The 13,195-nt window shown below is 46.8% G+C and carries 15 protein-coding genes; 7 read left to right on the forward strand and 8 right to left on the reverse strand.

Going from position 1 to position 13,195, the window contains the following annotated elements:
* Positions 1 to 230: 230 nt before the first annotated feature.
* Positions 231 to 1,571: a DEAD/DEAH box helicase gene (locus ABY044_RS02575; RefSeq protein ID WP_373017849.1), complete on the reverse strand. Its 1,341-nt coding sequence runs from the start codon at positions 1,569 to 1,571 to the stop codon at positions 231 to 233.
* A gap of 272 nt (positions 1,572 to 1,843) precedes the next feature.
* Between ABY044_RS02575 and ABY044_RS02580 the strand changes: the two genes are divergently transcribed.
* From ABY044_RS02580 to ABY044_RS02600, 5 genes are all read left to right on the forward strand, one after another.
* Positions 1,844 to 3,187 carry an APC family permease gene (locus tag ABY044_RS02580; protein WP_373017851.1) on the forward strand — a complete coding sequence of 448 codons (1,344 nt, stop codon included), beginning with the start codon at positions 1,844 to 1,846 and terminating at the stop codon, positions 3,185 to 3,187.
* 113 nt (positions 3,188 to 3,300) lie between these two features.
* Complete coding sequence (locus ABY044_RS02585) at positions 3,301 to 3,684, forward strand: DUF302 domain-containing protein (protein ID WP_373017853.1); 384 nt, start codon at positions 3,301 to 3,303, stop codon at positions 3,682 to 3,684.
* Between the two features lie 86 nt (positions 3,685 to 3,770).
* Complete coding sequence (locus ABY044_RS02590; protein ID WP_373017855.1) at positions 3,771 to 4,742, forward strand: MBL fold metallo-hydrolase; 972 nt, start codon at positions 3,771 to 3,773, stop codon at positions 4,740 to 4,742.
* A gap of 226 nt (positions 4,743 to 4,968) precedes the next feature.
* Positions 4,969 to 5,427 (forward strand): YaiI/YqxD family protein, encoded by a 459-nt coding sequence (locus tag ABY044_RS02595; protein ID WP_373017857.1) that lies wholly within the window; start codon positions 4,969 to 4,971, stop codon positions 5,425 to 5,427.
* 36 nt (positions 5,428 to 5,463) lie between these two features.
* Complete coding sequence (locus ABY044_RS02600) at positions 5,464 to 6,219, forward strand: VIT1/CCC1 transporter family protein (RefSeq protein ID WP_373017859.1); 756 nt, start codon at positions 5,464 to 5,466, stop codon at positions 6,217 to 6,219.
* A gap of 3 nt (positions 6,220 to 6,222) precedes the next feature.
* Here the strand turns inward: ABY044_RS02600 and ABY044_RS02605 are convergent, their stop codons facing one another.
* A complete protein-coding gene (locus tag ABY044_RS02605; RefSeq protein WP_373017861.1) occupies positions 6,223 to 7,791 on the reverse strand; it encodes a pyruvate kinase in 1,569 nt (522 codons plus the stop codon).
* Positions 7,792 to 8,042: 251 nt separating this feature from the next.
* Between ABY044_RS02605 and ABY044_RS02610 the strand changes: the two genes are divergently transcribed.
* Both ABY044_RS02610 and ABY044_RS02615 read left to right on the forward strand, forming a co-directional pair.
* Positions 8,043 to 8,657, forward strand: a complete 615-nt coding sequence (locus ABY044_RS02610) for a cytochrome b/b6 domain-containing protein (protein WP_373017863.1) — start codon at positions 8,043 to 8,045, stop codon at positions 8,655 to 8,657.
* 62 nt (positions 8,658 to 8,719) lie between these two features.
* The gene (locus tag ABY044_RS02615; RefSeq protein ID WP_373018054.1) at positions 8,720 to 9,091 is read left to right on the forward strand and encodes a DUF2237 family protein; all 372 of its coding nucleotides are present in this window, start codon (positions 8,720 to 8,722) and stop codon (positions 9,089 to 9,091) included.
* 11 nt (positions 9,092 to 9,102) lie between these two features.
* On the opposite strand, the gene ABY044_RS02620 is transcribed toward ABY044_RS02615, so the two are convergent.
* The 6 genes from ABY044_RS02620 to greA all read right to left on the reverse strand — a co-directional run bounded on the left by ABY044_RS02620 (position 9,103) and on the right by greA (position 13,091).
* A complete protein-coding gene (locus tag ABY044_RS02620) occupies positions 9,103 to 9,999 on the reverse strand; it encodes an ROK family protein (RefSeq protein ID WP_373017865.1) in 897 nt (298 codons plus the stop codon).
* 10 nt (positions 10,000 to 10,009) lie between these two features.
* Positions 10,010 to 10,684 carry a class I SAM-dependent methyltransferase gene (locus ABY044_RS02625; protein WP_373017867.1) on the reverse strand — a complete coding sequence of 225 codons (675 nt, stop codon included), beginning with the start codon at positions 10,682 to 10,684 and terminating at the stop codon, positions 10,010 to 10,012.
* 12 nt (positions 10,685 to 10,696) lie between these two features.
* A complete protein-coding gene (locus ABY044_RS02630; protein WP_373017869.1) occupies positions 10,697 to 11,494 on the reverse strand; it encodes a ferritin-like domain-containing protein in 798 nt (265 codons plus the stop codon).
* 89 nt (positions 11,495 to 11,583) lie between these two features.
* Positions 11,584 to 11,940: a hypothetical protein gene (locus ABY044_RS02635; RefSeq protein ID WP_373017873.1), complete on the reverse strand. Its 357-nt coding sequence runs from the start codon at positions 11,938 to 11,940 to the stop codon at positions 11,584 to 11,586.
* 98 nt (positions 11,941 to 12,038) lie between these two features.
* Positions 12,039 to 12,539, reverse strand: coding sequence for a DUF4149 domain-containing protein (locus tag ABY044_RS02640; RefSeq protein WP_373017875.1), 501 nt, complete (start codon positions 12,537 to 12,539; stop codon positions 12,039 to 12,041).
* A 75-nt stretch (positions 12,540 to 12,614) separates the two neighbouring features.
* Positions 12,615 to 13,091, reverse strand: a complete 477-nt coding sequence (greA, locus tag ABY044_RS02645) for a transcription elongation factor GreA (protein WP_373017877.1) — start codon at positions 13,089 to 13,091, stop codon at positions 12,615 to 12,617.
* Positions 13,092 to 13,195: the final 104 nt, after the last annotated feature.

The raw sequence follows: 13,195 nt of genomic DNA on the forward strand, positions 1-13,195 counted from the left end.
ATTGAACCAAAAGATATTAAATGTCATTTTTAATTAACTGATTAATTGATTGATTGAATTGAACTTTAATCGTATTCAATTGCAGGAAAAAACAGAAAAAACCGATGAAAGGAAATTAAAAAAAACCGACCATGTTGATCGGTTTTTTTTGAAAATCTGAAATTGCGTTCAGAAAATCATTGAAACAAAAAATGATAAGATCATTTTAAATGGTCTACTTATCTGCCGACTTAATTATTCGACGATCTATTTTTAGAACGCCAAGCTCCATTACCACCTGGTTTCTTATTACCGGCAGATTGAGTACTCCGCGGTTTATGGCCTCGCGCCATCTCACCGGAACGCTGTCCGTCTTTATGTTCTGCATGCGGATTTTTAGGTTTCTTCGGCTTTTTGGGCTTAATCGGACGGGTATCCAAACGCGATTCCGGTACATTATGTACCGGCTCGAAACCTTCCACCACTTTGCGCGGCAGTAACTCTCCGATCAAACGTTCGATATCAAACAGCAACTTCGCTTCTTCCGACGTCACCAACGACAACGCCTCACCACTGGCTCCTGCTCGACCGGTACGACCGATACGGTGAACATAGTCTTCGGCTACGTTCGGTAATTCAAAATTGATTACATGCGGTAGCTGATCAATATCCAAACCACGTGCTGCGATATCCGTCGCGACCAAAACGCGGATATCGCCGTTTTTAAATTCGGCCAGTGCGCGGGTACGGGCACCCTGGCTTTTATTACCATGAATCGCCGCAGCCTTAATGCCGGATTTTTCCAACTGCTGAGTCAAACGGTTTGCACCATGTTTGGTTTTGGTAAATACCAGGACCTGTTCCCATTGGTTGTCGGCAATCAACTTTATCAACAAGGCCGGTTTCTTCGCTTTATCTACCGGACAAATCCACTGTTCTACCGTTTTAGCGGTCGTATTGCGAGGCGCCACCGAAATTTCGACCGGATCGTTAACCAATCCTTTAGCCAGGCGTCTGATGTCTTCGGAAAAAGTCGCTGAAAACAGTAAGTTCTGGCGGTTCTTAGGTAAAAGCGCCATGATCTTTTTAAGGTCATGAATGAACCCCATATCCAACATGCGATCCGCTTCGTCCAAAACTAACACTTCCAACTGGTTAAACTTCACCGCATTCTGATTGTATAAATCCAATAAACGTCCGGGGGTCGCAACCAACACATCCACACCTTGACGCAGGCGCATCATTTGAGGGTTGATTTTAACGCCGCCGAAAACAACGGTAGATTTCAATGGTAGGTTTTTGCTGTACAGCTGCACGCTTTCTGCAACCTGAGCCGCCAGTTCACGGGTTGGCGTCAAAATCAGGGCGCGTGCCTGATTCGCTTTAGGACGCTCTCCTTTTGAAAGGCGCTCTAAAATCGGTAATGTAAAACCGGCGGTTTTTCCCGTTCCGGTTTGTGCTGCGGCCATCACGTCTTTACCTTGAATTACAGCAGGAATCGCTTGGGTTTGAATTGGAGATGGTGTTTCGTAACCCTGCTCGGCTACAGCTTCAAGGATAGGGGCGGATAACCCCAGGGAGGCAAAGCTCATAAATATGGTGTCTCTTAATGTATATGATCGTGTTTTACTTCAGGACTCGGAACACCGAAGCGGTATTCGAAGAAAATGGGTTGTAGCTTACAGTAAGTGCTTGTTAATTACTATCATTCCCGTTCCTAATTCGAAAATAGTCAGCATACAGTCACAATTGGCGACTTCTCTTCGCTTTTTTTATTGTTAGGATTGCTTATAAGTAAATGTTTTGTAGAATCGAACATCATCACGATTCATTTAAGTTTGGCGACAAAGGTTCGAATATATTTATGAAATTTCCATTTCGTCACACCCCATCCGTCCACCGGACGCGAAATAAGAACCTGGGGGTTCCCGAGTTAATTGCCATCGCCCTAGGAGGTATGGTCGGAGGGGGAATTTTCACGGTATTGGGTATTTCCGTCTCGATGATTGGTGTCTACACCCCTCTTGCAATCGGCCTCGGCGGAATTGTGGCCGCCATGGCCGCATATTCATACATCAAACTCGGCGTTTACTATAAAGATGAAGGCGCTACCTATGCTTTCTATAAAAAGACCTTCCCCCAAACCCCCTTCGCCGCTTCACTGATTGGTTGGTGGGTGATTTTCGGATACATCAGCACGTTGGCTTTATATGCCTATACCTTCGCTTCTTATGCCATCAGTGGATTCGCCTTTGCCGATGACGTTTGGATTCGCAAGCTTGTGGCCGGCGGCATCATCGGGGTGTTCACGATTATTAACATATTAAGTGTTAAAGGGATGGGAAGAATCGAAGACCTCATGGTCTATACCAAGCTGGTCATTCTAGTGGTGATTTCATTTGTTTTAATCAATCATAGCCAAACCACCCTGCCGACACTGCTGGAGAATAATGGGGATACCACGATTTTAAATATTCTCATCGTGGCCTCACTAACGTTCGTCGCTTATGAAGGCTTTCAACTGGTTATCAATGCAGTCAACGAAATGGAACAGCCGGAGAAAAACATTCCACGTGCCATCTATGCCGCCATATTCCTTGCAATCTTGATCTATTTAGTCATTTCTCTAGGGGCAATCCTGGCGATCCCATTTAACGACATCATTGAAAACAAAGAGTATGCCTTGGCATCCGGAGCGGACAAGATATTAGGGCATTGGGGAACCGAACTAGTCATTATAGGTGCGCTGCTGGCAACCAGCAGCGCGATTAGCGGAACTGTTTTTGGTGCTTCACGCCAAATGGCGGCCATCGCCGACGATCATTACCTACCGGCCTTTCTAAGCACACGTTCGCGACGCATTCCAACCTATGCCATTTTAACCATGTCTTCCTTGGCGTTCGTATTGGTGTTATCCGGCTCGTTACAAGTCATTCTCGAATTCGGTAGCGTCACCTTTTTAATCGTCTCGCTATTAATGGCTTATGCCAATTTTAAAATTCGCCATAAGACCAACTCTTCGGCCATTATTACCTTAATATCTTTGTTCGGCTTGGCGAGCGCAACCTTCCTGATTTTCTATTATGAAATCAGCAAGCATCCGGAACAGTTGTTTTTCATTCTTTCCATTTACGTATTGCTCACGGCCGGCGCTTGGCTATACGCCAGAAATCAGCGCCGGAAAAACCGCTTGGGGATGTTGAGCTGAAGCCCCCTAAAAAAAACCCAATTAAAACAAGGGGTTTGTTTTGTTTGACCATGCGTCATGTATGGATTAGCATGCTTGAAACGTCTGAATCAATCTATCACCGGAGGTGAGTCATGTACTACGTAGTGGAATCCAACAAATCATTCGAACAGGCTGCGACCGATCTAGACACAGCGGTTAAAAATCATGGCTTCGGCGTACTCCATGTACACGATCTTGGAGCCACCCTGCGAAGCAAGGGATTCGACTTTGCGGAGCAGTGCCAGGTGTTTGAGGTCTGCAACCCCGGACAAGCGTCAAAAGTCCTAGCTACCGACATGCGACTGAATATGGCTCTGCCATGCCGAATCTCGGTATTTACCGAAAAAGGACAAACCAAGATAGGTCTGATCAAACCGGCAGAAATGCTGGCCACGCTGTCTCAAGATCCCACTTTGGCTCAAGTCGCTCAAGAGGTTGAAGAGAAAACCATGCAAATGGTCGACGAAGCCAAATAATCACAGAACCAAATAATCACAGAATAAACACCAACAGTAGTGGACTGACAACCGTAAAACCATTCCCAAATTTCAGGAGAATACTCATGAAATCGAAGCTTCTTGCAATCGCGGCACTACTGTCCTGCTTACCGCTGTGGTCAACATCAGCCTCTGCATCCGATGTCGTTAAAATCACGCCATTAGGCAGCCAACAAGGCGAATTTTGTACGCTGGATCGCGCGATGATCATAGAAGACCCGAACGGAACGCGAATCCTGTACGACGCAGGCCGAACCGTTGCCGGTGCGGATGATCCCCGCCTCGGTAAAATCGACATCATTCTGGTCAGCCACGTGCACGGCGACCACATCGGCGATAAGCACATCAAGTCCCTTAATGCCGGAAGTTGTGCCAAACCCGATATCTCGGTCAGCGACACGCCGACTTCCAATAGCGTCAAGATTGCGATTGCCAAACACGCCAAAATCGTGACCGGCAGTGAAATGCCGAGTCTGTTCGCTGCTAAACTGAAAGCCGCCGGAGGGGACCCTAAAAACTCTTTATTGGTACGCTTCGGGGCGATGAAAACCGTTGACGGCGTCGGCATCACCACCGTACCGGCGATACACAGTAACGGCCTCTCCCCCGACATGATTGAAGGTTCCCTCGGCGAGTTTATGAAAGCGGCCGGACTCACCGCTCACGTCGGCCCCGCAACCGGTTATAGTCTTAAATTCAGCAACGGTTTGGTTGCGTATCTCTCGGGCGATACCGGCATTACTGCCGAACAGGATATCGTCGTGCATCAACATTACGGTGCCAAACTGGCGGTCATCAATATCGGCGACACCTATACCACCGGCCCTAAGGAAGCCGCTTATGTCATTAACGATCTGGTCAAGCCGACATCGGTGATCCCGTCTCATGCAAACGAAGAAGCAACCCGACAAGGCAAAGTCTTGCCGCATACCCGCACCGAAACCTTCATCAAAGAAAGCAACGTCCCGGTTTACGTTCCGCTCAGCGGTAAAACTTTATCTTTCGATGCTACCGGGAAATGCGTCGACGGCTGTTAAACGAAACGAGTTCAATTCAACACCAATGCCGATTCTTTCATCATTCGTATAGGCTTTCGACTCAAAGCCTATACGAAATCTCACGTTCAATCTTCAATCCCTGATTCCGATAACAAAACCATTTATTGAAATCAGAGAACCGCATATTTCGCAAATGAAAGGCACACCGATAAAGATCAAAAGTGCTATGCTGTTAGCGTTTTTTTAAACCTAAAGACGTGTGCAAATGAAGATATGGGTAGACGCGGACGCTTGTCCGGTAGTGATTAAAGAGATTTTGTTTCGAGCGGCAGAACGTTCGCAAATTACAACCACACTGGTGGCAAACCACAGCTTACGTATTCCGCCTTCGCGTTTCATTCATTTCCTTCAGGTGACTCACGGTTTCGACGTCGCCGATAACGTCATCGTCCAACGCTTAGACGCCGGCGATCTGGTCATCACCGGCGACATCCCCTTGGCGGCCGAAGTCATTGAAAAAGGCGGTATCGCGTTAAACCCACGTGGCGAACTCTATACACCGAGCAACATTCGAGCGCGCCTGAATATGCGCGATTTCATGGAAAGCCTGCGTTCCAGCGGCGTTGATACCGGCGGTCCAAGTTCAATGAGTCAAAGTGACCGACAAGCCTTTGCCAATCAACTGGATCGGTTATTAACCAAACACGCTCAAAAAGCACGCTAATACTCGCCAAACCATGCACTCAAACGGAAACATTTGATGAAGAAATTTAGCCAGGAAGAGTTGGAACAGGATCATCGCCCGGAAGTCATCACCGAGCGCTTAAATCAACCTCCCAAAACCCAAAATATATCAGATGCCGTGTTAGGGGCGATCGACGGTTGCGTAACCACTTTTGCGGTGGTGTCCGGAGCTTACGGTGCCGGTTTTTCGCCGATGGTAGCCTTGGTACTGGGATTTGCCAACCTGTTTGCCGACGGTTTCAGCATGGCCGTCAGCAATTATGAAGCGAATAAAGCCCAAAAAGAATTTACCGACAATATCCGTCACATTGAAGAACAACATATCGATCAGATTCCTGAGGGAGAACGCGAAGAGATTCGCCAAATTTTCCAGCAGAAAGGCTTTAACGGGCAGGTTCTTGAAGAAATTGTAGACACCATCTGCCAAGACAAAAAACTCTGGATAGATACCATGCTGACGGAAGAACACGGCGTGCAAACGTTTGCTCCTAATGCAATCCGTGCCGCCATGACGACGTTCTTAGCGTTTCTGTTTGTCGGCTCGATTCCGCTAATGCCGTTTTTAGTGCCATCCTGGGAAATGGACACCCAGTTTATGTTCAGTGCCATTTTGGCCGGAATCATGTTCTTTTTGATCGGTAGTTTGAAAAGCCTGTTTCTATTGAAACCGTTATTCCGTTCCGGGTTAAGCACCTTGCTAACCGGCGGAGCAGCCGCCAGTCTTGCATTTATAACCGGTTACGTCCTGCGTGAACTATTCGGAATCGCATAGACCTTACCAGTGCAACGCCCGCATATGAGTATGGCTTTTGCACTGATGGGCTTCCATACGCTGCAAAACATCGCTCAAAATCGTCACCGCCGTTGCGACATAAGCGCCCTTATTCAGCATGACGCATTCCGCTCTTTGCGCCATTGCCGCATCGCTGATCTCGGGACGTGAAATCGTTCCCTCTTTGGCCAACGACTCCAAAACCTGAGTTGCCCAAATCACCGGCACATGGGCGGCTTCGCACAAGCGTAGAATTTCGTCCTGAATCTCCGCCATTCTGACACTGCCCAGTTCCACGGCTAGATCGCCGCGCGCGATCATAATACCGAAATCGATGTCATGCGCTAAAGATTGCACTAAAATCTCAGGCAGTCGACGCACGGCATCCGCAGTTTCGATTTTAGCCAAAATAGGCAGATCCTCCCTGCCCAAACGAGCCAGCTCTTCACGTAAATTCAATACATCCTGAGCGTTTTCGGTAAACGACAATCCGACCATATCGGCGTGTCGGCTGACAAATTCCAAATCCTGTCGATCCTTATCACTTAAGGTCGGTAAATTCAAAACCGTCTGCGGAAAGTTCAGTCCCTTTTCTTCTTTAAGGCGCGCCCCTTTCGGCCCAACCCGGTTCACCTGTAACAAAAGTGCCCGATCGTTCTTTTCCTTAATCACCGTTCCGATCTTACCGTCGTCAATCCACACGGATTGCCCGACTTCCACCAAATCAATAACGTCGGGATAGGTACAAGTCACCGCTACGTCAACCTGCTCTTCAAACTGAGTGAGCACGTCAGACAGATTCTCGCCATCTTTATACAGGATCAGCCAATCGGCATAATTCAGTCGTGGAAACTTCTTTTGTTCTTTTTCTTTATGATGTTCTTTATGTGGTTTTTCACTCTTATGCTTGCCGGCAAAGACCTTTCCTGTGCGAATTTTATGTCCTGCCAAATCCATCAAAATCCGGCAATCCTTTTGATGTAGCTGCATTGCACGTTTGATATTGGCAATCATCTGCTCCCATACTTGCGGATCGTCATGCGCACAATTGATACGAGCGTCATCCATACCGGCCAAAATCAGGCTTTCCACCAAGTCATAATCATCGGCCGCTTCGGTCGGCATCGTGACCATGATGTATTCGACGCGCTTTTCGGGAGGCGGGCCGAATAAACGTTCCGCCCGTTGTTTCAATTGGCGGTAACCGCCGTGATAATCGACAAATAACCTACGGTTATCATCCAGATAAGGTTTCCCGAAAGCAGCTTTGGACAAAACGTCCAGAACAGAATTGATATTCGCGATCACATGGGGTTCGATTCTCCCCAAAGAAGAAAGACCGGCTTGCGCTAAACGCGACTGTAAAGGATGTAAGGCTTCACGCCTCATAACCACATAATTGAGTACGTTGAATATGCTGAGCCAAGAGGATTCCGAAGTCTGTTCCAAAGAGAAATGCTTCATCTCGTTTTCGGTGGCCGAGAGAATCCGCTGTTTTAAAATCAAGAGTTCATCAAACAACTCGGACAAGGTGTCATCGGATAGTGAGTCATTGACAGAATGAGAAATCACGGCATCATACTCTTAAGGGGTTTTAATAGATTATAAATAACCACTATGAAGCTTTTATTAAAAGACCGGCCCGGTGCCTGCAATGCATTTATAATTAAAGCATTAAGTGCGGGACAAATACCCTGTACGACACTAAGAAAACGGTTGGAAACGGATTATTTTCTCCCTTTAGACAAAAGCCCGATTCAAACCGAATCACCTGCTTGCTATCATATCCATCGGTCAATTTAAGATAAATTAGGAGCCCGCCAATGAAGGCGTCAAATCAAGTTAAAGTCTGGGACATCGCCGTGCGAGTTTTTCACTGGTCGTTGGCATTGCTGTTCTTAATTTCTTATCTAACCGGAGACGACGAAAGTGACCTTCACGTTTACTCGGGTTACGCCATTATCGGATTACTCGCTTTTAGAATTATTTGGGGATTGATCGGCACCAAATACGCCCGCTTCAGCAACTTTGTCTATGGCAAAGACGTCACGGTAGAGTATGCAAAATCAATGCTGGCGTTCAAACCGAAACGTTATATCGGGCACAACCCGCTTGGCGGTTGGATGATCATCGCATTGCTCCTCTCTCTTATTGCGACGACTTGGAGCGGTTTGGCCGTCTACGGTTCAAAAGGCCACGGTCCGCTTGCCGGTAATTTCGATATCGTCATCTCTTCCGCCATGGCGGATGACGACGAACATGAACACGGCTCGGACGGCGGCGACGATTTTCTGGAAGAAGTTCATGAATTCTTTGCCAACTTCACCCTGTTTCTGGTATTGGTACACATCGGCGGTGTACTCGTTTCCAGCCTTATGCATCGGGAGAATCTAGCGCGTTCGATGATCACGGGGTTAAAAGATAAAGACGAACCTTAGAACGACAATTTCTCTATACTGATTGGCAAAGAAATAACAACCCGCAAAGGATGAAAATGGAAATGGACGAATCGGTCAACGTATTCGGCGAGCCACTGCAACATTGTGGGGCAGAACCTTTAACCGGATTTTATCGCGACGGTGCTTGCAACACCTCTGAAGAAGACCTGGGTTCGCATACGGTTTGCATACAGACAACGGCCGAATTTCTGGAGTATTCACGATTTAGAGGTAACGACCTCTCCACTCCGGTACCTGAATACGGATTTAAAGGCCTGCAGCCGGGAGACAGCTGGTGTTTATGTGCCGCACGCTGGCTGGAAGCTTATCAGCACAAAATGGCGCCGAAAGTTTTTCTCGGCAGAACCCATCGAAAAGCGCTTGAAGTCATTCCATTAAAATTATTGAAAGAGTACGCAGCCGACTTGAATTAGTTGGTTGTCTACTAAAGCCACGCCGCTCCGCGTACGCCACTGGAATCGCCGTACTTAGGCGGGAGCAATTGAGTATTAACTTGATCGCTGAACACCCAATTCCCCCACAATTTAGGCACATCGTCATATAAACGTTGAATATTGGACATACCACCGCCTAATACAATGACATCGGGGTCTATCAGATTAATGACACTCGCCAACCCTTTCGCCAACCACAAGATATAATCCTGCATCAGTTGCTCGGCAACAATATTGCCCTGCTCGCTTAATGCGACGATCTGTTTGGCGGTTTTTGATGAACCCGTTCGGTTTTGATAATGTGCCTGAAGACCGCTACCGGATAAAAAAGTCTCGTTACAGCCCTTAAGCCCACAATAGCATGCCATTTGGAGATCATCCGCCGTGGCCCAAGGCAAAGGATTGTGTCCCCATTCCCCACCAATGGCATTGACGCCATTGAGAATCCGACCGTTGACGACCACACCGCCGCCGCATCCAGTGCCGATAATCACGCCGAACACCACTTCCGCTCCTTTTCCGGCACCATCCACGGCTTCCGATAAGGCGAAACAGTTAGCATCATTGGCCAATCGGACTTCGCATTGTAACTGACGCTGCAAATCTCCCTGCAGATCTTGGCCGATCAACCAGGTTGAATTGGCATTTTTAATTCGTCGGGTCTTATGAGACACTGCGCCCGGAATACCGACGCCAAGCGAACCACTTAAATTCACGTTGAGACCCAATTGGGATTCCGCCTCTCTTACTAGACCGACAATACGGCCTACCGTTGCAGCATAATCGCCTTTTGGCGTATCGACTCGCTGGCGATAATGCATTTCACCATTTTCATCCAGAGCGATGATTTCGATTTTAGTTCCGCCTAAATCCACACCCAAGCGCATGACCGTCTTCTCACTGTTTTTCTAAATAGACCGTAAAATCGTTTTCCAAATAACCGTCAGACCAGCGCACTCGGGCTGCAAAACTTTTACAATATTCAACGATCTCTTGCGGTAAAAAACTCTGCAAATCCGGGCGACTTTGAATCCACGGATTACGCGCGTCCAGCAGGTTGAAAGCAACGCCATAACGGCAAGTGTCATACATCTTGCGTATCACCGCTTTGGCATAACGGCCTTGATGTTGCGCCGTTCCCTCTATTTCAGTTTCCACTACTTCGTTTAAAGCACCGGATAACAACACAAAATCATAAGAGTCGGCCTTCGGCGCCACATCGAAAATATCGCCGACCTGTATTTGAATTCCCGGGTGAAGATTTTGCGCGCTTTCGGCTATCGCTTCACTGAGATCAATACCATAATAATCCACCTCAAAACCATGTTGATACAGATATTCTTTCAAATCGGCAAAGCCGCATCCGACATCCAAAATAGACCAAGCCGACGGGCGGCCGTTCTCTTGCTTGGCATTCAACGGCAATAATTCACTGAGCTTCTTAAACCGAATCTCCTGAATCTCGCGGCTACTCCAATACAACGCTTGCGGTTGATACCCGAACTGCTCGACGGAATTACGATGACGGGTTTTTATTCTCAAACGTTGTTTATCGGACAAGAGTGACGACATTCAACCCTCCCGCTACAAGGTCTTTAACCATTGGATCTCCTCCTCGGAGAATCCGGCCTGAGTGCGCGCCTCATAATTGAAAGGTCCTCGCAAATCGCCGTGAAAATAATTTTCTATAATCGACTGAAACTCGGTAAACGGATTGACGCCCTTTTCGGCACAAAGATAACGGAACCAGCGTGTACCCACTTCCACGTGACCGATTTCGTCTCTTAATAGAATTTTTAATATTTCCACACCGCGTTTATCACCAATCGCACGCAATTTCTGGATCATCGGAGGCGTGACGTCCAATCCTCTGGCCTCAAGCGTTCTCGGAACCAAAGCCATGCGCACCATCGGATCATGATCGGTTTCGTAGGTCGTCAACCACAGGCCGTTATGAGCGGGCATGTCGCCATATTCGTAGCCCAAATGGTTAAGGTGTTCGCGAATCATCTGAAAGTGATAGGCTTCCTCACCGGCAACGCCCAACCAATCTCGGTAATATTCGTAAGGCATGTTCTGGAAACGGTAAATCGCATCCAAAGCCAAATTAACCGCATTGAATTCAATATGGGCGATTGAATGCATTAAAGAGGCGTGCCCCTCTTGCGTTCCCAAGCCTCTTCGCGGTAACTCTTTCGGAGAAACCAAAACCGGCATTTCGGGTCTACCGGGATCAGGAATACGCACGATCGTTTGGGTCGGTGCAAAATCAAACCGGTCTTGCGACCAATCTTCTTGCAATTGAGCCAACTGCCCAACTTTTTGATTGAGGTCTTTCTCCATCAGACACTCAAAAACCGTTTCAAAAAGATTCTTTTTCATTAACCCTAACGCCGTATTTCAAAATTTGAATCATCAGAAAATAAAAAAGCCGGTAAAAACCGGCTTTTTCAACAAAGGCAAATTACCAATTAACGGTAGTAAGCAGCCATGTTGTAACGAGTACCAGTGAATTTCTTAGCATCGATAGCGTCGAAAAGCTTCGCCCATTTAGCGCGATCTTCTGGAGTCATTACTGAAGAAGGATTTAATCCTTTAGTTTTGTCACCGTATTTAGCTTCGATTGCGTCTAGTTCTGCCATGCAAGCTTCAACAGTTGTTTTTTGTTCGATTTCGCGAGCAGCAGGACCGCCGTCTTTCTTAGCGGTAGCAATAACATGTTCTGCATCGGCTAGACACTGAGAGTAAGTGTCATCAGCTGCTTGAACGTTCAAAGATACTGCAGCAAAAGCAGAAATGAATAAAGCTTTAAGTGTTAAGTGTTTCATTAATAAACTCCAGGTTTGGTTTGTCTCTATAACAGGTCAATTTTGACGTTTTTCATCTTAAATTGCAACCCAAAAGGGGTTAGAAAATAATTAAATGCTTATAAACTTTTTTTATCATCCAATTGATTCTCTAGAAACAACCTATTGAGGTTTGCAAGCGACCAAACTACGAGAAGTAGTATAAGGGTTAAAAACAAGAGTTGATACACGCCATGCATTGCCATAAAGCTGTGCCAGTGTTCGGAAGATTTTAAAATTCCCTGGGGGTATTGTTCTTTAATCAACTGCATTTTCGGCGTTAACCAGAACTCACTGACAATAACAATCAGAGCACTTAACAGCAACATCCATATTGAAGCTAACGTCTTTAAGAAGAAAGATTTGGCGATTACCAAAATCAGCAGCGCCGCCAATAAAATGAAATTCGTGGCCGAGAGCAATTTACCCACTTGATTTCCCGCCTGAACGGAATCCAATGATGAAAACAAGGTTGGTGCAACCAGATAGCCGAAAACCGCGAGCCAAGTGGCAAAAATCAATCCAAAACTCGATATCAGGATCTTAACCATGGCATTCAATCGATTCGATTTTAACGTCACCCTCTTCCCCTTAATAAAAAAGCCTGCAAATCCGAAAACATGCAGGCCTAAAAATCAATCGCCGTTTCTCAATCGTTAAACGTATTGAATCTCGATGATCTCGTAATCGATATTACCGCTCGGAGCGGCAACCACAACTTCTTCGCCTTCCTGCTTCCCGATCAAGGCGCGAGCAATCGGAGAGTTGATGGAAATCTTATTGGCGGAAACGTCGGCTTCCTCATGCCCCACAATCTTGTAACTGACTTCATCATCCGTATCTAAGTTCAATACCGTCACGGTCGCGCCGAACACAACCTTACCGTTCGGATTCAACTTGGTTACATCAATGATCTGAGCGTTCGATAGAACCGCTTCGATCTGTTTGATGCGCGCTTCCACTAAACCCTGCTGTTCACGTGCAGCATGGTATTCGGCATTCTCTTTCAAATCACCGTGTTCTCTCGCCTCTGCAATGGCCTCAGTAATACGCGGACGATCTTCTTTTTTTAGCTTATTCAATTCCGCCTGAAGCGCTTCCGAACCTTCTTTTGTCATAGGATGCTTATTCATACATCTTCTTCCTTTCTAAGCGTTTTTAACTTAACACTCTATCAAAACACAAACGCCAAAGTCCATGCTCTATAGACTTTGGCGCTCTAAAAACAACAAAAAAT

Origin of the sequence: Thiomicrorhabdus sp., from assembly GCF_041583835.1 — a bacterium.
Classification (GTDB): domain Bacteria; phylum Pseudomonadota; class Gammaproteobacteria; order Thiomicrospirales; family Thiomicrospiraceae; genus Thiomicrorhabdus.

Excerpts from the sequence above, each read along its gene's own strand:
- ABY044_RS02575 (WP_373017849.1), bottom strand. The coding sequence starts at position 1,571 with ATGAGCTTTGCCTCCCTGGGGTTATCCGCCCCTATCCTTGAAGCTGTA.
- ABY044_RS02580 (WP_373017851.1), top strand. The coding sequence starts at position 1,844 with ATGAAATTTCCATTTCGTCACACCCCATCCGTCCACCGGACGCGAAAT.
- ABY044_RS02585 (WP_373017853.1), top strand. The coding sequence starts at position 3,301 with ATGTACTACGTAGTGGAATCCAACAAATCATTCGAACAGGCTGCGACC.
- ABY044_RS02590 (WP_373017855.1), top strand. The coding sequence starts at position 3,771 with ATGAAATCGAAGCTTCTTGCAATCGCGGCACTACTGTCCTGCTTACCG.
- ABY044_RS02595 (WP_373017857.1), top strand. The coding sequence starts at position 4,969 with ATGAAGATATGGGTAGACGCGGACGCTTGTCCGGTAGTGATTAAAGAG.
- ABY044_RS02600 (WP_373017859.1), top strand. The coding sequence starts at position 5,464 with ATGAAGAAATTTAGCCAGGAAGAGTTGGAACAGGATCATCGCCCGGAA.
- ABY044_RS02610 (WP_373017863.1), top strand. The coding sequence starts at position 8,043 with ATGAAGGCGTCAAATCAAGTTAAAGTCTGGGACATCGCCGTGCGAGTT.
- ABY044_RS02615 (WP_373018054.1), top strand. The coding sequence starts at position 8,720 with ATGGACGAATCGGTCAACGTATTCGGCGAGCCACTGCAACATTGTGGG.
- ABY044_RS02620 (WP_373017865.1), bottom strand. The coding sequence starts at position 9,999 with ATGCGCTTGGGTGTGGATTTAGGCGGAACTAAAATCGAAATCATCGCT.
- ABY044_RS02625 (WP_373017867.1), bottom strand. The coding sequence starts at position 10,684 with ATGTCGTCACTCTTGTCCGATAAACAACGTTTGAGAATAAAAACCCGT.
- ABY044_RS02630 (WP_373017869.1), bottom strand. The coding sequence starts at position 11,494 with ATGAAAAAGAATCTTTTTGAAACGGTTTTTGAGTGTCTGATGGAGAAA.
- ABY044_RS02635 (WP_373017873.1), bottom strand. The coding sequence starts at position 11,940 with ATGAAACACTTAACACTTAAAGCTTTATTCATTTCTGCTTTTGCTGCA.
- greA (WP_373017877.1), bottom strand. The coding sequence starts at position 13,091 with ATGAATAAGCATCCTATGACAAAAGAAGGTTCGGAAGCGCTTCAGGCG.